At 69.1% G+C, this 22,794-nt stretch carries 13 protein-coding genes; 5 read left to right on the top strand and 8 right to left on the bottom strand.

The features are described from left to right. Positions 1 to 71 precede the first annotated feature (71 nt). A complete protein-coding gene (locus Q8O14_09925; protein MDP2361057.1) occupies positions 72 to 1,289 on the bottom strand; it encodes an ATP-binding protein in 1,218 nt (405 codons plus the stop codon). Positions 1,290 to 1,523: 234 nt separating this feature from the next. Here Q8O14_09925 and Q8O14_09920 point away from each other — a divergent pair, with 234 nt between their 5' ends. Next, on the top strand, positions 1,524 to 2,990 hold the full coding sequence (locus Q8O14_09920; protein ID MDP2361056.1) for a C10 family peptidase: 1,467 nt from the start codon (positions 1,524 to 1,526) through the stop codon (positions 2,988 to 2,990). 18 nt (positions 2,991 to 3,008) lie between these two features. On the opposite strand, the gene Q8O14_09915 is transcribed toward Q8O14_09920, so the two are convergent. Next, complete coding sequence (locus tag Q8O14_09915; protein ID MDP2361055.1) at positions 3,009 to 3,653, bottom strand: fatty acid desaturase CarF family protein; 645 nt, start codon at positions 3,651 to 3,653, stop codon at positions 3,009 to 3,011. A 385-nt stretch (positions 3,654 to 4,038) separates the two neighbouring features. Between Q8O14_09915 and Q8O14_09910 the strand changes: the two genes are divergently transcribed. Together Q8O14_09910 and Q8O14_09905 are read left to right on the top strand one after the other, a co-directional pair. After that, positions 4,039 to 4,944, top strand: a complete 906-nt coding sequence (locus tag Q8O14_09910) for a cation diffusion facilitator family transporter (protein ID MDP2361054.1) — start codon at positions 4,039 to 4,041, stop codon at positions 4,942 to 4,944. Positions 4,945 to 4,979: 35 nt separating this feature from the next. Beyond that, entirely contained in the window at positions 4,980 to 5,693 is a 714-nt protein-coding gene (locus tag Q8O14_09905) for a hypothetical protein (GenBank protein MDP2361053.1), read from the top strand. A 33-nt stretch (positions 5,694 to 5,726) separates the two neighbouring features. Here Q8O14_09905 and Q8O14_09900 read toward each other — a convergent pair whose 3' ends face one another. The 3 genes from Q8O14_09900 to Q8O14_09890 all read right to left on the bottom strand — a co-directional run bounded on the left by Q8O14_09900 (position 5,727) and on the right by Q8O14_09890 (position 11,527). After that, complete coding sequence (locus Q8O14_09900; GenBank protein MDP2361052.1) at positions 5,727 to 6,341, bottom strand: cob(I)yrinic acid a,c-diamide adenosyltransferase; 615 nt, start codon at positions 6,339 to 6,341, stop codon at positions 5,727 to 5,729. 282 nt (positions 6,342 to 6,623) lie between these two features. After that, positions 6,624 to 10,469: a C25 family cysteine peptidase gene (locus Q8O14_09895; GenBank protein MDP2361051.1), complete on the bottom strand. Its 3,846-nt coding sequence runs from the start codon at positions 10,467 to 10,469 to the stop codon at positions 6,624 to 6,626. A 218-nt stretch (positions 10,470 to 10,687) separates the two neighbouring features. After that, on the bottom strand, positions 10,688 to 11,527 hold the full coding sequence (locus Q8O14_09890) for a ZIP family metal transporter (GenBank protein MDP2361050.1): 840 nt from the start codon (positions 11,525 to 11,527) through the stop codon (positions 10,688 to 10,690). Between the two features lie 161 nt (positions 11,528 to 11,688). Between Q8O14_09890 and Q8O14_09885 the strand changes: the two genes are divergently transcribed. Together Q8O14_09885 and Q8O14_09880 are read left to right on the top strand one after the other, a co-directional pair. Further along, a complete protein-coding gene (locus Q8O14_09885) occupies positions 11,689 to 16,329 on the top strand; it encodes a C25 family cysteine peptidase (protein MDP2361049.1) in 4,641 nt (1,546 codons plus the stop codon). A gap of 323 nt (positions 16,330 to 16,652) precedes the next feature. Further along, positions 16,653 to 17,459, top strand: a complete 807-nt coding sequence (locus Q8O14_09880; GenBank protein MDP2361048.1) for a DUF6252 family protein — start codon at positions 16,653 to 16,655, stop codon at positions 17,457 to 17,459. Between the two features lie 57 nt (positions 17,460 to 17,516). Here the strand turns inward: Q8O14_09880 and Q8O14_09875 are convergent, their stop codons facing one another. The 3 genes from Q8O14_09875 to uppS form a co-directional block, all read right to left on the bottom strand. Further along, on the bottom strand, positions 17,517 to 17,756 hold the full coding sequence (locus Q8O14_09875; protein ID MDP2361047.1) for a CDGSH iron-sulfur domain-containing protein: 240 nt from the start codon (positions 17,754 to 17,756) through the stop codon (positions 17,517 to 17,519). A 99-nt stretch (positions 17,757 to 17,855) separates the two neighbouring features. After that, positions 17,856 to 22,049, bottom strand: a complete 4,194-nt coding sequence (locus Q8O14_09870; protein MDP2361046.1) for a hypothetical protein — start codon at positions 22,047 to 22,049, stop codon at positions 17,856 to 17,858. Beyond that, positions 22,046 to 22,777: a polyprenyl diphosphate synthase gene (uppS, locus tag Q8O14_09865; protein ID MDP2361045.1), complete on the bottom strand. Its 732-nt coding sequence runs from the start codon at positions 22,775 to 22,777 to the stop codon at positions 22,046 to 22,048. Before uppS ends, Q8O14_09870 begins: the two co-directional genes overlap by 4 nt. Positions 22,778 to 22,794: the final 17 nt, after the last annotated feature.

The raw sequence follows: 22,794 nt of genomic DNA, 5'->3' as shown, positions 1-22,794 counted from the left end.
CGGAAAAGGTGAGCGGGACAGGACTTCCCGGCATCCCGCCGACCCATTCACCACCCGGACGCGGGCGCCCGCTACAGACCTCCGGCAGGCAGGGCGGTTGCGCCGCTGCCCAGGGGCATGGCCTCCGCGCAGAGGCAGACCAGGGCGCCCGGTCCCAGCGGCAACCCCAGGGCGGCCAGGCGCCGGAAGGCCTTGACGTCGTCCGGGACCGGGCGGGCGCTCTTCTTGACCTCCACCGGATGCAGTTGCCCGTCCTGCTCGATGAGCAGGTCCACTTCCACTTGGTCCTTGTCGCGGAAGTGGTGGAGGCGGCCCTCCCGCCCATGGTGCCGCCAGCTGCGCAGGATCTCGCCCACCACCCAGCTCTCCAGGATCGGGCCGGACATGGCGCCCGCTTCCAGGGTCTCGGGGCTGCTCCAGCCGGCCAGGTGGGCGCACAGGCCCGTGTCCAGCATGTGCAGTTTGGGCGCTTTGACCAGCCGCTTGGTGCGGTTGCTGTGCCAGGAATCCAGCAGCAGCACCAACCCGATGCTTTCCAGGATCGACAGCCAGGCTTTGGCGGTGTTGACGGCCACGTCCGCGTCCCGCGCCAGGTCGCTCAGGTTCAGCAACTGGGCGGTCCGTGCCGCCACCGCCTTCAGGAAGCGCAGGAAGGCGGTCAGATCCCCGACCTGGGCCAGGTCGCGCAGGTCGCGCAGCAAATAGGTCTGCAGGTAGCTTCCGTAGAAGATGTCGCGATCCTGCACTTGGCCCAGCGCCAGCGCGGGGAAGCTGCCCAGGAAGATGCGACGGTAGAGCTCTGGCAGGGCGAGGGGCGGCGGCGCCTTGCGCCAGTCGCCGAGGTCCAACGCGGAAGGAGGCAAGAAGGGCCCGCAGGGCCGTCCGTCCAGTTCCGCCGCCGACAGTCCATGAAGTTGCAGCACGGCCACGCGCCCGGCGAGGGATTCGGACACGCCGCGCATCAGGTGGAAGGGCTGCGAACCTGTGAGCCAGTAGCGTCCGGGCCGGGCGTCGGCATCCACTCGCTGCTTGATCAGGGGCAACAGGCCCGGCGCGTATTGGATCTCGTCGAGGAGCAAGTCCCCGGGATAGCGCTCCAGAAACAGCTCGGGTTCGCGGCGGGCCTGTTCCAGCAGCAGAGGATCGTCCAAGCTCACGTAACGCCGGTCCGCCGAGGCGGCGTGTCGCAGCAAGGTCGTCTTGCCCACCTGTCTGGCCCCCGTGACCAGGACCACGGGAAACTGCTCGCTGACGCGCCGAACGGCCGTTTGCAGATGACGGTCAACCATTTCCATTGTCCATCGTCCATTTTGCAAAACAAATGCAAAATAGACGATGAAGCGCGCACATGCAAGGGCCAGGATCCTCCGTCGTTCACGCTTCCGCTTCTGGGCCAGAGACGGTCTGGCGTCGCCCGCGGCGCGCCGGCATGGCAATCCATTAACATATTCAGGCATCCCGGCGGGGTGGCCGGTCCACCGGCGCCCTGCCCGCGAGACCGCTCCAACCTGATGAGGACAGCCATGTGGATTCTTCGTCTTGTCGCGTCCGCCCTGTTCCTGCTGGCCCTGCCCGGACTGGCCCTGCCGCGCCCGGTCACATCCGACCTGGCCAGGCTGACGGCCCAGCGGCATCTGCTTGACCAGCCCGGCCACGGCCAGGGCTGGTCGATCCAGGATGTGGACGCCACCCCCTCGGGCCTGGCCCACGTCGTCCGCCTCTCCCCCACCGGCTACGTGGTGGTGTCCGCCGACGAGCGCCTGCCGCCCGTGCTCGCCTACTCCCGGCAGGCCGGGTTCGGCGCGCTGGACCCGGCCCTCAATCCGCTGCTGGACCTCATCGAGGCCGATCTGGCCGGCCGGAAGGCGCACCTGGAGCTGGTGGCGGAGCCGGTCCGGCGGGCGCGGCGGGCGGAGTGGCAGCGGCTGCGCACCGGTGCGGCGCGGGAGGGGGAACGGACCGACTATTGGCCGCCCGAGGGCAGCACCTCCACCGGCGGCTGGATCGAGGTCCGCTGGGGCCAGGGGGCTCCCTACAACGCATTCTGCCCGCTGGACGCCGTGTCCGGCAATCGCAGCGTGGCCGGCTGCCCCGCCGTGGCCATGGCCCAGCTGCTCACCCTGCATCGCGACACGCGTGGCACGCGCTTCGAGGCGGGCGACCGCTACTACCACAACTACGGCGGCAATCAGTACTGGATCGACGACGCCTGGGAGAGCTACGACTTCCCCCGCTTCCCCGACCTGAACACGCACCTGGACACGCTGGACGCCCACTGGGCCGCCGGCACGAGCCTGACCGTCACCGACAAGGCGGCCCTTGTCTTCGCCTGCGGCGTGGCGGCCCGCCAGGTCTACCACCCGCAGGGCTCGGGGACCTTCGGCGTCAACCAGGCCTTCACGGCGTGGCAACGCTTCGGTTACGGGGAGGCCCGGCTGTTGGGTCCGTCCAACGCGGCCGTCTACAGCATCCTGGCGCAGAACATGATGAACGGCCATCCGGCCCATCTGGCGGTGGTGACCCCCACCTGGAACGCCGGCCACAACGTGGTGGTGGACGGCTGGAACTCGGACGGCTTTTTCCACCTCAACTTCGGCTGGGGCGGCCCTTACGACGGCTGGTACCTGCTGCCCGACGAGATGCCCTACAACCTGACCGTGCTGGAGGGCGTCATCGTCGATCTGATCCCCCAGGAGACCAGCCTGCCGCCGCGCCGGGAGCGTCAACCCCAGTGGGCGCTGGCGGCCTGGCCCAATCCCTGCAACCCCCTCCTCACCCTCTCCTTCGACCTCGCCCTCCCCGGCCAGGTGGAACTTGATCTGCTGAACCTGCTCGGCCAGCGGGTGGCCACGCTCCACCAGGGCATGCTGGGCGCGGGCCGCCATCACCTGCCCTGGACGCCCGTCGTGGCTTCCGGCGTCTACCTGGCGCGGCTGCGGCACCTGGACACCGGTGCCCAGGCGATCCGACGCGTGGTGGTGGCGAAATAGGCGTAGGCCGGCCCCGGCTCAGCCGCCCCCGGGCGGTCCATCCATTTCACGGACCGGGGCGCCACCTTGCCCGCTGTCCTGGTAATGCAGGTCCGTGCCCTGTTTGTAGCCGGGAAAGCAGCGGCGGGCCACCAGGTCGATGAGGGGATTGGTCCAGCCGTTGAGGAAGGCGTAGGAGCAGTTGTCCTCGCGATGGTGGCGGGCGTGGCGGCGCATGTCCAGCAGCAGGCCGCAGCGCGCCAGCAGATTCAAGAGGCGACCGCGCCGGTTGTGGCACAGATAGTGGGAGAGCTCCGCCCAGCTGGAGAGGACGGCGCAGAGGGCCAGCACGCGCAGCAGGAAGGGCGGCAGGCCGGGGTTCCAAATGAGGAGGAGGATCCCTGCCTGGAAGGCGGGCAACCACAGCTTGAAACCGCTTTCATGGACATAGACGCGCCACAGCGCCTTGTCCTGGTAGCGCGGTGTGCGGTGGTGGAGGTGGAAGGCGGCCACGAGCGGTCCGGTCCAGCCCGAGTAGCGCGCGCAATGGTCCATGGCCAGGTGGATGAGGCCGTTGAGGAGGTCGGCCAGCACATAGGCGAGCAGGAAGGCGGCCAGGCCCCCGGCCCAGTCCAGGGGCCGGGCCAGCGTGTGGGCCAGCAGGGCCGCCTGCCCGGCCAGCACAAGGCCGGAGACGAGATGGCCCAGGCGGCGGTAGAAGGGATCCGTCTCGTAGCGGGTCAGGGCTTGCCGGAACTGCCGCTGTGAGTGTTCCAGGCTCAGGAGGCCTCCCTTCCGCCCCGTCGGGCTTTGGATCAGACGGCGGCCAAGATGGGGATCCGCCGCCCCGGGAGATCCACGTCTATGTCAGGTGGCGGCCTTTGGCCTGGTTGACCGGAAGCGCCATCCATCACGGCGCGGGCCGGCCTGGTGTCGAAGCCGCGGATCATGGGCGCCGCCCGGCGGAGCGGCCAGGCTTGCGGCGACGGGCGCGACCAAGGGAAAATCGTCACCTTGGCGCAGGCTGGACCGAGTGCGCCAACCCGTCAAGCCGAGGATTCCGTCCCCGATGAGCGCTGACCGCCGCCACCTGAAGCGCTACGCGTGGCTTTCCATCGCCGCGGCGGTGGCGACCATCCTGATCAAGGGTGTCGCCTGGAAACTGACCGGCTCCGTCGGTCTGCTGTCCGACGCGCTGGAGTCCCTGGTCAACCTGGCGGGCGGCATCTTCGCCCTCATCATGCTGGGCGTTGCCGCCCTCCCCCCCGACGAGCACCATGACTACGGGCACAGCAAGGCCGAGTACTTCGCCTCCGGCGTGGAGGGCCTGCTCATCACGGGCGCGGCCCTGGCCATCGGCTGGGCGGCGGTGCTGCGTCTGCTGGCGCCCCGCGACCTGGAGCTGGTGGGCGCCGGCCTGCTCGTCTCGGCGGTGGCCATGGGCATCAATCTGGCGGTGGCGCGTGTGCTGCTCAAGGCCGGCCGTGTGCATCGATCCATCACCTTGGAGGCCGATGGCAAGCATCTTATGACCGATGTCTGGACCAGCGTCGGCGTCATCGTCGGCGTGGGCGCCGTGGCGCTCACCGGCTGGCGCGTGCTGGACCCCCTCCTGGCCCTGGCCGTGGCCGCCAACATCCTGTGGACCGGCTACAAACTGCTCCATGGCGCCATCCTGGGTCTGATGGACGGGGTCATCCCCACCGAGGAGCGGGAGCGGATCCTGGAGGTGCTGGCCCGCTACGAGGCGAAGGGCTTCCAGTTCCACGCCCTGTTGACCCGACAGGCGGCCGGGCGGCGCTTCATCAGCGTCCACGTCCTCGTGCCCGGTCATTGGACCGTCTGTCGGGGGCACGAACTGGTGGAGGAGATCGAGGCCGAGATCCGCGCCGTGCTGACCGGCAGCACGGTCTTCACGCATCTGGAGCCCCTGGACGAACCCGCCTCCTTCCAGGACCAGTATCTGGATCGATAGTCCTGGTCCATGGAGCAAATCGGATGGGAGGATGCATGGGCCTGGGACGACTCCTGCCACTGGCGCTGACCATCCTGTTGTTGTCCTGCGAGGATGAGGCCCTGTCGCCGCCCGCCCCCGCCATCCAGGGCCGGGTGCTGACCGCCGACGGCGCAGGCGCGGCCGGGCTGGGAATCCTGGTCAGCCTCGAACTGCCCTATCCCAGTGAAGCGGGCGACACGCTCATCGCCAACGCCGCCGGCGGCAGCTCCTCGCCCATCCGCTTCCACCTGCCCGCCGCCGGCCACGCCATCATCACGGTCCACGAGGCGGAGAGCGGCGTCGTGCTGGACACCTTGCTGGACACCCTGCGCCCGGCGGGCCTCAACACCATCCAGTGGGACCTGCGGGACCGGGCGGGCGAATTGCTGCCGGCGGATGTCTACCTGCTCAGCCTGGTGGCGCTGGGCCAGCGTTTCGGCTATCTATCGCTGGTCAATCCCGATCCCCACGAAGCCGGCGCACCCTGGCGCGTGCAGGCCGTGACGGCGGCCGACGGCTCCTTCCAGATCGCCGAGAGCCAGCTTCCCTTCCGCCACGATCTGACCTTCACCCTGGTCAATCCGGCCGGGCTGACCCTGGGCAGCTGGGAGCTGGAGCGGCGCGTGCGCGTCCATGTGGCGGGGACAGACGGCTGGCTGGCCGCCAGCGGTCCGCTCGGGCTGGACACCCTGGCCGCGGGCGGGCTGCGCATCCACCTGCCGGAGTGAGCGGCGGACTGGCGGGGAGCCTGTCCACGCGGATCACCCCCCCGGCCGCCAGAGCCGTTCGCCCTCCGCCCCCGCCGCGGCCCGCGCCATGACGAAGAGCAGGTCCGAGAGGCGGTTGAGGTAGACCCCCGCCAACGGGTTCACCACTTCATGCACTTGCCCGGCGCCCGGTGTTGCAGCGGCTTCCAGGCTCTCCCGCAGGCGATGGAAGGCCCGCTCCGCCCGTCGGCAGACGGTGCGGGCGTGATGCAGCTGGCAGGTGGCGGGCGGTCCGGCCGGCAGGACGAAACTGGCCAGGGCCGGCAGCTCGGCGTTCCATGCGGCGATCCAGCCCTCCAGCCGGGCCACCTGGTCCGGCGGGATGCGCAGCCGCTCGCCGGCCGCCCCCGGCACACAGAGGTCGGCCCCCAGATCGAAGAGGTCGTTCTGCAGATGCCTCAGGTGTTCCATGAGGGCCTCGCGGCGGGACGAGGGCAGGGACGTGTCCCGTTCAAGCTCCATCAGGGCGAGGCCGAGCACGGCGTTGACTTCGTCCACCTCGCCGTAGGCCTCCACCCGGAGGTCGTGCTTGGGCACGCGCCGGCCGTCACCCAGGCTGGTGTGGCCGGCGTCGCCGCCTTTGGTCGTGATGCGGGTCAAGCGTACCAAGACCTAGTCTCCCGCTAGTGGACCAATTCCCGTGATCTGCCGGATGCTGTTTGCTGCAAAATGCATGGGAGATGGAACGTCGGTAACCTCGCAAACCCTACGGGAAGCGCCCAGGCCGCCCATCGCTGCGTTGCCGCGCCTTGACGCAGCCCCACTGCGCCAGCGGCGCGGGCGCCTTGCGCTGGACGGCCTTTGCACTTCATCATCCGTCATCTCACGAGAATCGGTCCACTAGGCGGAGCCCGCAGGACGCTCCCGGGGCGGCTCCTCCCGCCTGAATCCTCAGCGCAGCAGCAGCAGCTTCTCCGCCACCCGGCCTCCCTGGCCGCCCGCCCGCCATTCCGCCTCCAGCAGGTAGACGCCGCTGGCCAGGCGCGCGCCATCGATCACCGCCTCCAGCCGCCCCGCCGGGCGGGCCTCCCAGGCCTGCTCCCGCACGGTTTGCCCCCGCAGGTTGCTCAGGCGCCAGCGGATCTGCGCCGCGACGGGCAGCTCCAGGCTTAGCCGCGTCACCGGGTTGAAGGGATTGGGATGGACGCCCAGGAGCAGGGGCGAGGCGGGGTGCGGCGCCGCCACCGTGTTCTGGTCCAGCACCGCCGGCGTGAAGAGAAGCGAGTGGCCGTCCGCCAGCGGCTGCGCTCCCGCCGCCCACTGGTTGTTGCAGCCATAAAGCAGGCCGCTTTGCTCGTCGGGCGCCTCGATGCCCACCGTCACCCCGTTGTGGTCGCTGACGAGGGCGATGTCGCGGTAGTGGACGAGGATCTCACCGTTGCCGTTGGCCGTGGGCCAGAGGGCGGGATCGCGCAGGACGAGCTGGAAGTCCAGGTTGGACGAGCTGCCCACCGGGCGGAAATGGTTCCATTCAACGATGAAGAGGCCCTCCTCCGGCCGCGCTTCATGGTAGAGGCGGCCGAAGAGCTGGGCGCCGCCGTTGGAGTTCACCAGGTCGGTCCAGAAGGGGGCGATCATGGCGGAGGGCCCCTGCGCCGCCGGAATGGGCGTGTTGAGCGCCGTGTAGAGGTGGGCCTGGTCGCCCAAGGCCAGCCAGCCGTTGGTGCAGACCGTGGCTTCGGTGAACTCCTCCCCGTAGTAGCGGAAGGGGAAGGGCAGCGGCAGGACACGGGAGACGCCGTCGGGATTGTCCGTCCACGGATCGGACCAGTCCGCCACCGCCAGCTCCTGCCCGGTGGCGGAGATGCTCTCCCAGATGTGGAGGGGCGCCTGCTCGTGCTCGTCGCCGCTGTGGATGGCCAGGTAGCCGCCGGCGTCCGGTCCCACCGGATCCACCAGACGCAGGTCGCCCAGGGGCAATTGCCCGTGCAGCAGCTCGACCATCCGCCCCGGCCCCTCCGGCCAGAGACCCAGTTCAAAGGTGGCGAGGCTTCCCCGTCGCGCCGCGGCATCCACCACCACCTGGAATCCCTCCACCCAGGCACTGCTGTCGGGGGCCGGGGCGATCAGGAGGGCGGAGTCCGCCGTCACGCCCACGGCGTCGTGGAAGCAGCCGAGGCGGGCGCGCAAGGTGCCGGCGAAGGGCAGGCCCTGGCCCCGCAGCTGAAGGCGCAGCTGGCCGGTGGCACCGGGTTCCAGCGAGCCCTCCACCACCTCCAGGGCCGTCAGTTGGAAGGATGGGCGCGAGGGCAGGACCGCCACTCGCCCCAGCAGCTGACCGTCCAACCTGAGGTCGATGGGCAGCGACTCGCCGAAGGGCGTGCCTTCCTCCAGGCGGAATTCCAGCCCCGCCAGTGGTTCCAGCACTTGTCCCGGCGCCGTGGGCCCGATGGGGGCGCCGGCGCCCAGGATCTCCAGGCCGCCGGCGGGGGTGGCCAGCTCCAGCAGGCGCGTCTCCGGCCAACCCGCGCTGCCGTTCTCCACCAGGCGGGGCCGCAGGGCGAGCCATTCCCCCGGCCGGAAGAGGCCGTCCTCCACCTCCTCGGCCACCGACCAGGTCAGCAGGCGCAGCAGGCTGGGCCGGACCGCGGCGATCAAGGTCCGCTGCAGGGGCAGGAGATCCTCCCCCCACAAGGTCAGCGTCCAGACGCCGGCGGGCAGACCCTCGGCCAGGTGGTCCATGGCGAAGCGCAGGCGGCCCGCCTCGTCGGCGCGCGCCGTCAGGGCCAGATCCAGCTCCTCATGATGGAGGCAGCCGCGCAATTCCTCCAGGGGATGACCGTCCGCCGCCGCCACCTCCAGCTCCCAGCCGGCCAGGCCCGTCGCCAGGGTGTCGGGGGTCTGGCAGGCCAGCGCGCGCGGCGGCGCCGTGCGCAGTTGCAGGCCGGGATCCCCCTGCAGGTTGTAGGCATGGAAGTAGAAGGGCACGCTGTAGGTGGGCTGGCCCCAGTTGCGGGCGTTGGGATAGGCGCGCCAGAGCTCCAGCTTGCCCGCGTCCAGCAAGGCCCCCAGGCTGCGCAGGCCTTGTCGGGCAAGGCCGTTGAAGATGCCCTCGTCGATGGCGTTGTTCCATTCCGTGTGCGTGTCCAGCTCGGTGGGTCCGATGAAGCCGATCGCCCCCGTGGGCTCGCTGGGATTGGAGCCGGCGCGCAGCCAGGCTTCGCCGAAACTGGGGTCGGTGCCCACGGAGGCGAAATCACCGCCGCCGCAGACGATGGAGCAGACGAGGGGCCAGCGCCCCACATTGTTCAAGGTGGCCACATGGCTGGTGCCGAAGGTCGGTCCGTACCACTGGTGGCGGAAGCCATAGCCCCGGTAATTGATGATGCCCACGCCGTTGTTGACCCGCTGGCGGACCAGTTCCGGCGAGACAGGGGCGTCCCAATAGTGGTTGCGGATGGTGTCCACCTGGGTGTAGCCCAACTCCTGCTCCAGCAGGTCGCGGATGGCCAGCTTGGTCTCGCGCCGGCTGGCGGCGTCCGCCACGTCGTAGATCATCAGGCCGCGCTGCAGCCAATCCGGACCGAAATCCAGGAAGGGGGCCGCCTCGTAGTCCACGGAGCGGCGGACGATCTTGGCCAGGTCGTTGGCCGTGTCCACCGACCAGCGGCCCACCAGCAGGTCGGCGAAGTAGTCGCTGCCCTCCTGCAGGGAGAAGGGGTGGTCGGTGGCGATGCAATAACTGCCGCCGCAGCGGCCGGCCCACCCGCTCTCGGCGTACTGTCCGCCTGCCACGAAATCGGTGGCCAGGTTCCAGGACAGTTCGGTGGAATCAGGATAGCGGTCGGTGTCCCCCACCAGCAGCAGGTACTCGAAGGGCGCGGCGCTGAACTCCGCCTGGATGGCGGCGCGCAGCTGGGCGGTGGATGTCTCCTGGCCGCCGATGGCGCTCTCGGCCAGCACGCGTACCTCGTGTCCCTGGCGACGCTTCCAAAGGATCCACTCCGCCAGATAGGGCAGGGCCGCGTCGGGCGCGACCACCAGATAGCTGCCGGGCCGTCCGTCCCCACCCATGCGATCGGCCCTCTCCAGCCAGGGGCTGTCCGGGTTGAGGGTCCGTCCCCGCAGGAGACGCTCCGCCTCGGGGAAATTAGGGCGGGGAGCGGGTGCGGGCAGCCGGCCACGCTGCCAGGCGATCCGCACGGTCAAGGATTGCAGCAGCTCCAGGCGATCCTCCCTTGGATGCCAACGCAGGGGGTGGACATCCAGGGCCTGCACGCGCTGGCCCAGCCAGAGATGGCTCTCACCCGCCAGGACCCAGTGGGGGGGCCAGGCTTGGCCCTCCGCATGGACGGCGGAGAGGACGCCTGCCGCCTCGGGCAAGGCCTCGGGATGCTCCGATCGGGGGGCGGGACGGGGAAGCGGCCGCAGGTCGAAGCGGCTGACGGTGGCCAGGTCCAGCACTTGCAGCTCCGCCGCGGCGTCGCCGGGAGCGGCCAGCAGGCGGCTGAGGGCGGGCAGGTCCGGATCGCCCGGTCCGCCCGACCAGCCTTCGCCCGGGATGTGGAAGGAGGCGCCCGCCTCCCCGGCGCGCAGGTCGACCCAGTGGATGTCCAGCCGCAGAGTGAGGCCGGCCGCATCCTCGGCCAGCAGATCCCAGGTCAGGGCGGGACCCGCGGCCTGACCCGCCACCCAGCGGGCCGGGAAGGGCCCGTCGACATCCGCCTCGACGGCGCTGTGTCCGGCCAGCAGAAGCAAGGTGCCGGACAAGACCCGAACCAGCAGGCGACGAGGCATGGCTGCTCCTTTCCACCGATCAGCCGGACCAGTTGAGGATACCTTCACATGCGAAGCGGCCAGGGGCCAGCATCCATCATGCCAGCGCGGGGCAAGATAATCGGACCTTGCCAGTTCCAAAAGCGTCCACCGGCTGCGTAGGATCTTTCCGGAACCGACCGCAAGGCAGGCTTGCCGCCATGTCCCGTCCCGTGTAGGCAACAGGCTGTCAGGCTCTCTTAACAGTTCAGCTGGTTAACCGTCATGACGGGATGAAGCATCAGGGCACCGTGATCGTGATCGCAATCGATCGAATGCGTATGCTGATGCCCCAGGAAATGGGTGAGGGCGAACATGATGGCCAGGCCGACCACGATGGCCGCCAATTGCATGGCCGAGGCGCGTCCCCCTGCATTCTTGTGTAGCTCGGGGATGAGGTCGCTGCCGGCGATATAGATGAAGCCGCCCGCCGTCAACGGCAGGATCTGCGCCTCGATGCCTTGCACATGCGGCCCCAGGGTCAGGACCAGGACCACCCCCAGCAAGGCCGACAATGCACTTAAGTAATTGAATATCAATGCCTTTTTCACACTCAGGCCACCCCAGACGAGGGTGCCGAAGTCTCCGATCTCCTGGGGGATCTCGTGGGCCAGGACAGCCACGCTCGTGGTGATGCCGGTGGGGACGGAGACGAGGAAGGCGGCCCCGATCAGGATGCCGTCAACGAAATTGTGCAGGGCATCCCCCACGAAGTTCATGAACACCACCGGATGCGGGTGGTCCGCCGAGGGTGGCACGTGGCAATGACGCCAGTGGATGAACTTCTCCAGGATGAAGAAGAGGAGGATGCCGGCGATGGTCCAGGCGGGCACCGCGGGACCAAAACCCTGGTTGGCAAAGGCCTCGGGCAGCAGGTGGAAAAAGGTGCTGCCGAACAGGGTGCCCACCGACAAACTGACCAGGATCAGCAGCAGTTTTCGCAACCGGGCCATCCCCAGGCCCAGGGTCAACACGCCCACCAGGGAGACGCCGCTGACCACCAGCACGCTGCCCACGGCGTAGAGCCATGTCGAAATCATGAATACTCCTGTCAAGTTCAAAACAAAGCGCGGGGCATGGTACGATTCTTGCGATCGCTTGCCAACTTCGTGGCGTCAAGCCCCAGCCTGCGGTACAGGCTGACAGCACACTAGCCCTCCCGCCCGGAACCGGGGTGGGAGCCCAAGCAGCCGGAGTGGATATGTTCTTGTGCGCCCGCACTGTGTTGGGCCGCGGCATCGCGGCCCTGGCGGCGGTCCTGCTCCTGGTCGGGATCTACTCTGAGGCCCTGGCCGGGGTCCAGGCCCGTTCCACCCGAAGTGAGCAAGGTGGCCTGATTGTCGACCTGGACTTCCCCCCGCTCGAGCTGAGCCGCGAGAGACTGGGCCGGGTTGATTGGGACAGGCTTGAGATGCCGGGTTCGGGTTTTGTCGGCCTGGCTGGCGCGCCCGATCTCCCCGCCTACTACAAACTGATCCGCATTCCGGACCGCAGCGATGTGCAGGTGACGGTGCTGGAGGCGGATTTCGTGCCCTTGCACGGCCTGAATCCCATGCCCAACCAGGAGCGCTTCCATGACACCCGCTCCGAGCTGCCCCTGGCCTGGCTCGAGGACGAGGACGTCTACCAGGTGGACGCCGAGTTCCCCGGCCGCTTGTGGGAGCTGGACGAGCCCATGCTCATGCGGGACGCCCGCGTGGTCAAGGCCGGCTTCTACCCGGTCCAGGTCAACCCGCTGACCGGCGAGGGCCGCTATCTGCGCCACCTGCGGGTCCGCTTCGAGTTCGAGGGGGAGAACCTGGTCAACGCGGGCAGCGGTCCGCTCAACGACCCGACTCCCGTGCTCCAGCAGATGATCCGGCCCCAGCTCATCTCCGCCCTTGCCGACGACGTGGAAGCGATGGAGGTAACCGCCTTCAATCCGGGCCGGCTGCCCGGCCATTACCTCGTCTTCGCCAACACCCAGGCCCTGGGCGTGGCGGCACTGCAGAACCTGATCGAGTGGAAGCGCCGCCGCGGGCACAAGGTGACCGTGGTCAGCAGCGCGGACATCACCTTCAACACGACCAGCATCCGCAACCGGATCATCGCCGAGTACAACGGCGCCGACCCGGTGGACTTCGTCCTGCTGGTGGGCGACACGGACGGCACCTACGCCCTGCCCACCGACAGCGGCTCCTACGACCACTACTACGCCAAAATCGTGGGCAACGACATCCTGGGCGACGTGGCGGTGGGCCGCCTCACCTGCGACAACGCGGCGCAGCTTTCAGCCATCTGCAACAAGATCGTCACCTACGAGAGCACGCCCTACCTGGACAACGACAGCTGGCTGACCCACGCCAGCCTGCACGTGGGGGCCAGCTTCTGCGCCCTCTCCATGAAGATCCTCAGCCGCAACATCGCCGCCGAGCTGGTCAGCCGGCGCGGCTACGACGACATCGACACCAACTTCTGCGTCAACTCCTCGCAGATCATCAGCTGGTTCAATTCCGGCATCAGCTTCTACAATTACCGCGGCTACATCGGGATGGACGGGCTGGACTACAACGCCGTCCTCAACCTGTCCCAGGGGCCGCGTACGCCGGTGGCCACCATCTTCACCTGCTCCACGGGCGACTTCAACGGTGGGGCCGACGACGCCTCGGAGGTCTTCCTCATGGCGGGCAGCGCCGCCACGCCGGGCGGCGCCGTGGCCGCCATGGGCTTCGCCACGGCCAGCACCCACACCCGCTACAACAACGTGGTGGTGGGCGGCTATTACTCCGGCCTGCTGGAGCATGACATCCCGGAGATCGGCGCCTGCCTGCTCCAGGGCAAGTACGAATTGTACCAGACCCTGCCCCCCGGCGACCAGGGCAGCGCCTCCAACTTCGCCAACTGGGGCAACCTGATGGGCGACCCCGGCACCTGCCAATGGGCCGGCGTGCCGGCCCCCCTCGCCGTTGCCGGCTTGCCCTCCACGCTGGGCGTCGGCACGGACCACCTGGCGCTCACCGTCACCTCGGGCGGGCAGCCAGTCAAGGACGTGGCCCTCTGCGCGTACCAGAATCAGGGCGGTGGGCAGCTGCTGCAAATCGCCCTGCTCACCGATGCGGCCGGCCAGGTCCTCCTGCCCCTCACCGGTCTGCAGGTCGGTGTGCTGAAAGTGACGGCCACGCACCATCGCCATGTGCCCCAGCTGCTGGACCTGACGGTGGCCCAGGTCGACACCGACCTGGCCGTCACCGGCCATTCCATTTCCGGGCCCGGTACCCTGCTTCCGGGAGCTTCCAATCAGGCGGTCTCCCTCACCTTGACCAACGTCGGCACCCAGGCCTTGAACGGCGAGACCATCACCTTCAGCCTGGCCCCGCGCTTCGGCTCGCTGGTGGCTCCGCCCCAGACCCTGCCGAACCTGGCGCCCGGCGCCCTGACCACGATCGAGGGCATCGCCCTCAGCCCCGCCTCCGGCCTGACCGACGGCGACCTGGTTCCGCTCATGCTGACCCTGACGGGACCAGTGAGCCTGACGCGCTCGGCCTGGCTGCCTGTGGCGGCGCCGCTGCCTTCGCTGGTCTCCACCAGCACGCCGGGCGGGCCGCTGGCTCCAGGCGAGACCCGCCCCTTGCGTCTGCACCTGCAGAACGTGGGTTCGCGCACGGCGGAGGATCTGCTGGTGGGCCTTGCCAGCAACAACGCCTATTACGGCCAGGTGGCCAGTCCGCCCCAGGCGGCCGGCGATCTCGCGCCCGGCGGCACGGCCACGGTGGACTTCAACATCCTGGTGAACACGACCACCATGATCGGCTACCAACTGCCCCTGGGCCTGACCTGGAGCACCTCCGACGGCGCCACCGGCAGCAGCGAGCTGCTGGCCGTGGTGGGCACTCCCGCCCTGGGCGATCCCACCGGCCCGGACGGCTACGGCTATTGGGCCTTCGAGAACCTGGACAACACCTACGACATGGCGCCCACCTACAGCTGGGTGCCCATCGTCCCCTCCGAGGGCGGCCAGGGCATCGAGGTCCCCCTCAATGACAACGGCAACGAGCAGGACCAGTCGCGTCGAGTGAACCTGCCCTTCCCCTTCACCTACTACGGACTCACCTACACCTCGGCGATGGTCTGCTCCAACGGATTCATCAGTTTCGATGACAGCGGGTTCGGCGAGGTGGATTTCCGCAACCATTACCTGCCCAGCGGCATGGGGCCGGACGCCATGATCGCCCCCATGTGGGACGACCACCTGACCACGGGCGCGGCGGGCGTCTGGACCTGGTTCGACGAGGTCCACCACCGCTTCGTCATCACCTGGCACAACCTGCCCATGAACCCCAACAACGGCGGGCCCAACACCTTCCAGCTGATCCTGCTCGATCCCCTCTTCCATCCCACGATGACGGGGGACGGGCCTTTCCTCTTCCAGTACAACACCTTCAACGACAATCAGAGCGCCGGCACGGACTTCGACTACTGCTCCATCGGCATCAAGGACCACACCAGCCTTCGTGGCATGACCCTGCGCAACGTCCAGAACAACGCCTCCACCATGCGCACCCCCGCCAGCGGCACGGCCGTCTTCTTCACCACCTCGGCGGCCAGCTCCCTCACGCCGCCCGAACTGGTCCTGGGTGCCGCCGAAGTGATGGTGGAGCTGCAATCGGGCACTCCCGGCGCCGACAGCCTGCTCATCCGCAACGACGGGCAGCTGCCCCTCATTTGGAGCGCCGCGCTGGTGGACGGCGGATTGGCCAGCCGCGACACGGGCGGGCCGGACGCCTTCGGCTACATCTGGAAGGACAACACAGAGGACGGCGGCCCCGTCTACAACTGGCTGTCGCCAGACCAGCGCATGCCCATCACCTTCGTCGACCACGACACCATGAGCGAGTCTCTCCCGCTGGGTTACCTCCAGTACCTGTACGGCGCGTCCTTCGACCAGGTGCGGGTCAGCCCCAACGGCTTCATCGTCTTCGGGGCGCAGTCGGCCGGCTCCGGCAACATCGAACTGCCCGCCCTGGCCGCCCCCGCCCACATGGTGGCGGCCTGGTGGGACGACCTCAAGCCGGACCCGAACAATCCCATGGCGGTGTGGTACTGGACCAACCAGCAGGATTCGCTCATCGTCGGCTGGGACATGGTGCCCCACTTCAACCCCTTCATCAGCGGGGGTCCGATCAAGGCCCAGATCGTGATGAAGGCGAACGGCGAGGTGACCATCCAGATCGGCCACGTGGGCGGTGGCATCTACCCCTACAATCAGAGCGGCACTTGTGGTCTGCAAGGCCAGGCCGGCGTGGAAGGCTTCACCTTCATCCATGACCAGGATGTCTCGGCCAGCATTCCCTGGGCCGTGCGCCTGACACCCCCGGCCTGGGTGGAGACCCTGGGTCCGACCAACGGACTGGTGGCGGGTGGGGATTCCACCTATGTGCACTTCCAGTTCACCACCGTGCCGGGCTTCCCGCTGCCCAACGGCGTCTACAGCACTGGCCTGCTTCTGACCTGCAACGACCTGGACAACATGCAGGTGACGATCCCGGTTTCGATGGAGGTCAGTGGCAACGAGGTGGCGGGCGGAGGCGAGCAGCCTCTGAGCACGGCCCTGGCCGGCGCCTGGCCCAACCCCTTCAACCCCGGCACGCGCATCTCCTTCAGCCTGGCCCAGGCCGGCCCGGTGCGCTTGACCTTGTACAATCTGCTGGGGCAGGAGGTGGCCCGCCTCATCAACGGCGCCGTTCTTCCCGCCGGCCAGCACCAGGCCGCCTGGGATGCGGGACGGCAAGCCTCCGGCCTCTACCTGGCCGTGCTGGAGGCGGGCGGTACGCGCGACGAACTGAAGCTGATGTTGATGAAATAGCCATCCTCCGACGGCAACTCGCCAAAGGCCGCCCGCAGGGGCGGCCTTTTCATCTCCCCGCGGGTCCCGTGCCGCAGGGACGAGACCTGCCGATAGGTGACATGGCGGCCAGGGTGTGGAACCGGACGGGGAACGCGAGCTTCGCCTTCATCGCGACCCTGGTCGACGGGGACGACAACATCTTCGGCAGCACCGGCGCAAGCCGGGAGTTGTGGGCGTCCAGCCGATGGACGGTGTCATCGACCTGAGTTACAATGACCCATGGCCACCCCGTGGACGAAGCACGTGGGGGCAAGCACCACACACCAGATCATGGAGCCATCATGGAACTCTTGAAGGGATTGGGCAGGGGCGTCGGCACTTTGCTGTTGGTGACGAGCCTGCTCCTGGCAGGCTGCGAGAGCGACAGCGACGACGACAACGGCGGCGGCAGCGCACCGACGGGCGTCTGGCAGTACACGGAGATGCAGGGCAGCACGACTGTCTCCCAACAGACCCTGCAGATCAACAGCAATGGCACCTGGGTCAACGTGATGGCGGATTACGTGGACGAGGAGTGCATGAGCTTCAACGGGTCCTGGACGGCCGACGAGGACAGCATCCACAGCACCATGGGCAGCCTGACCTGGGTCATGGCCTACGCCCACAGCGGCAATACCCTCACCATCATCGATCCGCAGGGCGGCCCCACCGCCTACACGCGGATCAATGCCATGGTCAGTTGCGACGACTACGACTTCGGCGGCACGGGCGATCTCTGGAGCGGCACGCTGAGCGCCACCGTGGGAGGCACGGCGATGACGTTCAGCACCTTCATCTACGGCGGCAGCGACAGCGGCATCCTGGCCTTTTGGGGCAACGGCGGCACCCGCCAGCTGCAGTTCAACGTGATGGGCGACCAGCCCGGGACCTATCCGCTGGGCACCAGCAACATGGCCATCTACGTGCCGGACACGGCCACGCCCACCGTCCTGTTCACCACAGTCATGGCCCTGGCCGAGGGCACGCTGACCCTCTCCACGGTCACGGCCACCCACATCGCAGGCACCTTCAGTTTCACCGCCATGAACGTGGGCACGATGCAGACGGTGCAGGTCACAAACGGCGTGGTGGACATCACGCGCAACTAGCCGGCAGCACAATCAGGGGGGCCGCGGCGGCCCCCCGCTCATTCGAGGTGGACCCGCTCAGACGTCCGGGGTAGCGCCGGCGGGGCGGTGGCTGCCGTCGCACCAGGGGAACTTGCCGCTCCGTCGGCAGCCGCAGACGACCACGGCCCCGGCGCGCTCGCAGGCGTGCAGCAGGGGGCGGTCCTCCGAGCCCTTGTGGGCGCCGTCGCAGAAGGGCAGGTTCTGGCTGCGCCCGCAGGTGCAGAAGGCGTAGGTCTTCTCTTCAAGCTCCAGGCGGATCGGTCCGTGATGGTTCATCCGTCATCCCCTTCCTTTTGATTCCCATTGACAGCGTGGCTGCGGATGCCATCGCCCGCCCCGCTTGCCACCAGCTGAAGGTCCAAGCCCGACAGGCTGCTAGTAGCGCTGCCGGTAGTGCAGAAGGACGCGGGGATCCCCACGCAGGGCCCCCGCCTCGCGCAGCGGGTCGAAGACCAGCTCCCCCGTGAGGCTGAGGTTGCGGCTCACCTCGTAGTTCAGGTTGCAGCGCTGGAAGACCCGCACCAGGCTGCGTCCCTCCACCGGGGTCGAGGCCACCAGCTGCCCCGTCCAGCTGGCGAAGGTGCGCCGGCTGACCGTCTTGCCCAGGATGACGCGCGTCCCCTGCAGATAGTCGAGGTAGGATTGGCTCACCCGCTCCTGCGTGCTCTGGGCCGAGAGCAATTCCTCCACCGTGTTGCGCAACACGGGCAGGAAGATGCGCACCTCGTCCAACCCCAGCCGGCGACGGATGCGGCTCTCGATCGGGCGCAGCGGGATCTCCCAGAATCCGGCCACCACATCGGGCAGGAGGGACTCGATGGAGGCGCCGGGATCATAAGGGTTGAGCCCCATCTCCACCAGCAATTCCTCCTGGCCGCGGGTGAAGACATCCTGGCCCTGGGACTGCCCGCCCACCAGCTCCACCCGGATCTCGTCCCATCGTCCGCGCAGTTGGCGGTTGCCCAACTCGTCCTCGGCACTGAACTGGAGGCCCACCTGGCGGGCATCCTGGCTGAAGAGGGACTGCAGGCCGGGGTCGTCCGTCGCCCGCATCACGTTGTGCACGGCCCGGCCCCAGACCACGGGCAACAGGGTTGAGGCGTCGAAACTGAGGCCGGCCTCCTCCACCTCGAAATCCTTGTCAAGGAAGAGGACGGTGCCGCGCGAGCAGGTGATGTCGCCCGCCAGACGGAAGCTCTCGTCGTCGATCTGTCCCGTGATGCGCAGGGGCTGGATGGTGGGATCGAGATAGAGGTCCAGCGTGATGCGGTCCAGATAGCCCTTGACCAGGTCCATCACGGGCGTGTCGTCGAAGCCCTGCAGCTTGCGCCAGTAGTTGATGTTGCGTCCGCCCTGCAGGGCGAGGTCCCACTCGATGGAGTTGAGCAGGGAGATGGTGGCGGCCAGCAGGGGGGTGGGCGCTTCGTCGCCCTTGATGAAGGGATAGGTGAACTCGGCGTGGTCCACCTGGGCCCGGCCGCGGACCTGGGGCCGCTCCATCGGTCCGGCCACGAAGAATCGTTCGCCCGCCGCCGCACCCAGCAGGACGACCCGGGCGCTCCAGTCCGGCTCCATCAATCCCGGCAGGTTCAGCTCAATGGCTCCCGGTTGTCCGCGCGGATCCAGGGTCTCCAGCACCAGCACCCCCAGATCCAGCTCAGGCCGCTCCAGCGCCCAGGAATCAAGGGCATGTCCGTCCGCCACCGCTTCCCAGGTGTTGCCGATGCGCAGGCGCGTGTCGCCCACCCTCGCATCGCAGCGCTCGATCACCAGCCGGCCACCCTGGATCTCCAGGCGGGCCTCCAGGTCGCGCACCCGCCGGAAGACCGAGGCCATCCCCAGACTGCCCCGGCGCAGTTCGAGGCGCCCATCGCGTATCTGCGGCTCCAGCAGGCCGCCGCCCAGGCCCAGGCGCAGATCTCCCCGTCCCGAGGCATGGTGGAAAAAGCGGGACGGGGTGCCCGACGAGGTGACGGTCAGTGGATGGAGCAGATCGCCGACGATGGACAGGTCCAGGTCCAGCTCGCCGGCGCCGAAGGGCAGGTCGCCCCGCAGGTCCAGCCGGAGCGGAGCCGCGCCGCCGCGGGCCAGCACCAGGCTGTCCAGGGAAATGCGTCCGGGCGTGGTCCCGCGTGACAGGCTGAGGCTCAGCTCGTCGAAGGTGAGACCGCCCAGTCGCGGCTCCGCCACCTGGAGCCTGCCTTCCAGCCCCCTGTTGCGGCCCGCCGCGAAATCGACCCGCAGGTGGCCGGTGGCTCTTCCCCTCAGCCAGAAGGGCCGGCCGGCCGCGCCCAGTTCGCCCAGGTCGCGATTCAACAACTGCAGCAGCAGTTCGCGCGGCCCCTGGCCCAGGCTCCAGAAGAGGTCCAGGCTGGCCCATTCCACGCCGTCCAGGCTCAGGCTGCCCCGTTCCAGGCGGGCCACCTGGCGGTCCACCGTCAGGTCCGCCCACAGCCGGCCATGGCGGTCCAGCAGACGCTGGCGCCACTCCAGGCCGCCCCGGAAGCCCAGGCTGTCCAGGCTGCCCTCGCCGGCGGCCAGCAGGCTAAGGATGCCCGGATCCGCCGGGGCGGGATCCTCCATGAGCAAGTCCCAGAAAGGGGCCAGCGGCAGATCGTCCGCCACCAGCTCGGCCATGTAGCGCCGCTCGTCCAGATCCAGCCAGCCGCTCAGGTCCATGCCTTCCAGGCGAAAGACCAGCAAGTCCAGCCGCCGGCCCGCCAGGGACGCCCGCAGGCGGCCCTCCAGCCGGCTGCCGCGCCAGCCCTCCAGCGCCAGGTCGGCCTCCAGCGTGCGGAGGCTGTCCGACCAGGCCAGCTGTCCATCCAGCACGGCGCGCCGGCCACGCAGCGCCAGATCAGCGTGGGCCTCCGTCTGCAGCCCGGCGCCCTCCAGGCGGATCAGGCCCGCCAGGTCCTCCGGCAACTGGAAGGTGCGCAATCCCAGCAGCCCACCCAGGATGCCGCCTTGCACGGCCAGCTCCGCCTCCCAGCGGCGTGCCGCGCCGTCCAGCCACTGCAGGCGGCCCAGGGATCCGCCTCCCGGCCGCCTCAAGTCGAGTTCGCCCTCGGGCAGGTGGCCGTCCATCAATTGACCCGCGACCAGCCCGCCTTGCACATCGAGCAAGGGCAAGCCCGCCCGGCTGAGGCCGCCCGTCGTGCCTCCCGAGCTCAGCCGCCACCCTTTTCCGCCCCGCTCCGCGCGCAGGTCCAGGCGCAGGTCGGCCCGCACGCTGTCGGCCAGGAGGCCGCGCAGGCGCGGCAGGCTGTCCAGCTCAACGGCCAGGCTCGCCCCCAGTTCAACGGCCAGGGCGTCGCCCCGACCCGCCAGGACGGCCCTGCCTCTTGCCTGCAGACCCGGCCCGTGCTGCCACCACAGCCGGTCCAGGACCAGGCGGCCGGGCACCCAGCTGCCGTCCAGCTCAGCTTCGCCCAAGGCCTTTCCCGCCAGTCCAAGACCCCGCGCCCGCAAGGCCAGCTCCACGCGGGGCTCCTTCTGCCAGCGACCGCGGGCAAGCAGGTCCAGCTGTCCGTCCAGCGCGGGCCAGGCGCCCGCCGCGGTGATGCCCGCCCCGGCCCCCATCCGGCCCAGGTCCAGGCCCGCCGCGCGCAGCCAGCCGGCGGATCCCTCCAGCCGCCAGGGCAGGGCCGCTTGGAACTCAAAGTCCTGTTCCTGCCAGACCAGCCGCCCATCCTTGAGACGCAGGCTGTCGGCGCCGACCTGCAAGGCGCACGCCCCCCGCAGGGTGCCGCCCGCGGCCAGCCGCATCTCCTCCAACACCAGGTCGCCGTGGCCGGCCAGGGAATCCAAGCTCCCGGCGCGCAGCCGTCCGCCCATGTCCAGCGAGCCGCGCCAGGTGAACTCCTCCACGCCGGGCAGCCAGGCGGAGGGCCGCGTCGACTGGCGCAGACTGTCCAGGGTGAGATGGAAGCTGCCGTCGAGGGCGGCGGGGTCCAGCTCCATGCCGGCGTGGAAGGCTTGGTGGCGGTTGCCGAGCAGGCGGCTGCGCAGCAGCAGCTCCTGCACCTGGCCGCGGCGGATGACCAGGCCTTCCAGATCCTCCACCAGGACCAGATCATCCCCGGCGGAACCCTGCCAGAGGATCCTTCCCCCACGGAGCCGGATCTCCGGCAACTGGGCGAGGGTGGAGGCGTGCTGCTTCAGCCAGGGGAGCCAGTCGGCTTGGCCGGGGGCGGCCTCCCGCCGGGCCAGGAGCAGGCTGTCGGCCCGGAGGGAGAAGTCCGCCACTTCCACCCACTCCAGCGCGGCCAGCAGGCGGGCCGGCGATTTGAGCCAGGAAAGCGGCCCCAGGCGCAGGCGGGCCGAGCGGCTTTCCAGGCGCAGACCGCCTCCCGGCAAGGTGAAGGCCAGGCCGCGCAGGTCCAGCCCCACCCAGGCGGGGTGCAGCTCCCGCAGCGCCACGTCCTCCAGTCCGCGCGCCTCGAGGCGGGCGAGCAGGTCCCGCCGCAGGTGCTCGTCCAGATCCAGCAGGTGCCAGGCGGCCAGAAATCCCAGGATGCTTAGTGCGGGAACCAGCGCCAGGACCAGGATCCAGCGCCGTGGCCTCATGGCTGAAGCTGCTCCGAAGTGCGGCCGAAGCGCCGCTCCCGACCGGCATAGGCGGCCAGGGCCCGCTCCAGTTCCTCCCGGCGGAACTCGGGCCAGAGCTTGTCGCTGATGTAGAGCTCGGTGTAGGCCAGTTGCCAGAGCATGAAGTTGGAGAGGCGGTACTCGCCGCCCGTGCGGATGAGCAGGTCGGGGTCGGGCAGGCCGGCCGTGAAGAGCCGCGCGGCGAAGGCCGCCTCGTCCACCGTCTCGACCCCTTCCGCCAACAGGCGGTTGACGGCGCGGAGGATCTCCTGCCGCGCGCCGTAGGAGAGGGCCAGGTTGAGGATGAGCCCCTCGTTGTGGCGGGTGAGGGCGATGGCCTGCTCCATGCCCTGGCGCGCCCGGACCGGCAGGTCCTCCAGGCAGCCCATGGCCCGCACCTGGACCTTGTTGGCGTGGAGGCGGTCCGCCTCGGCGCTGATGGTGCGCATGAGGAGGCTCATCAGGGCGCGCACCTCCATGGGCGGGCGCCGCCAGTTCTCGGAGCTGAAGGTGTAGAGGGTGAGCACCTGGATGCCCAGCTCGCCACAGACCTCCACCACCTCGCGGACGGAGTGGATCCCCTCGCGGTGGCCGGCCACCCGGTTCATGCCCCGGGTGCGGGCCCAGCGTCCGTTGCCATCCATGATGATGGCCACGTGGCGGGGAAGGTCGGGCCGCTGGGATGCGCGGCCGGCGCGGGGCGTCATGGGTGACGGCACCTCTT

This window comes from bacterium (assembly GCA_030685015.1).
Lineage (GTDB): Bacteria > CAIWAD01 > CAIWAD01 > CAIWAD01 > CAIWAD01 > CAIWAD01.
The sequence above is the reverse complement of the archived record's forward strand: the minus strand, read 5'-3'. Positions and strand labels throughout refer to the sequence as shown.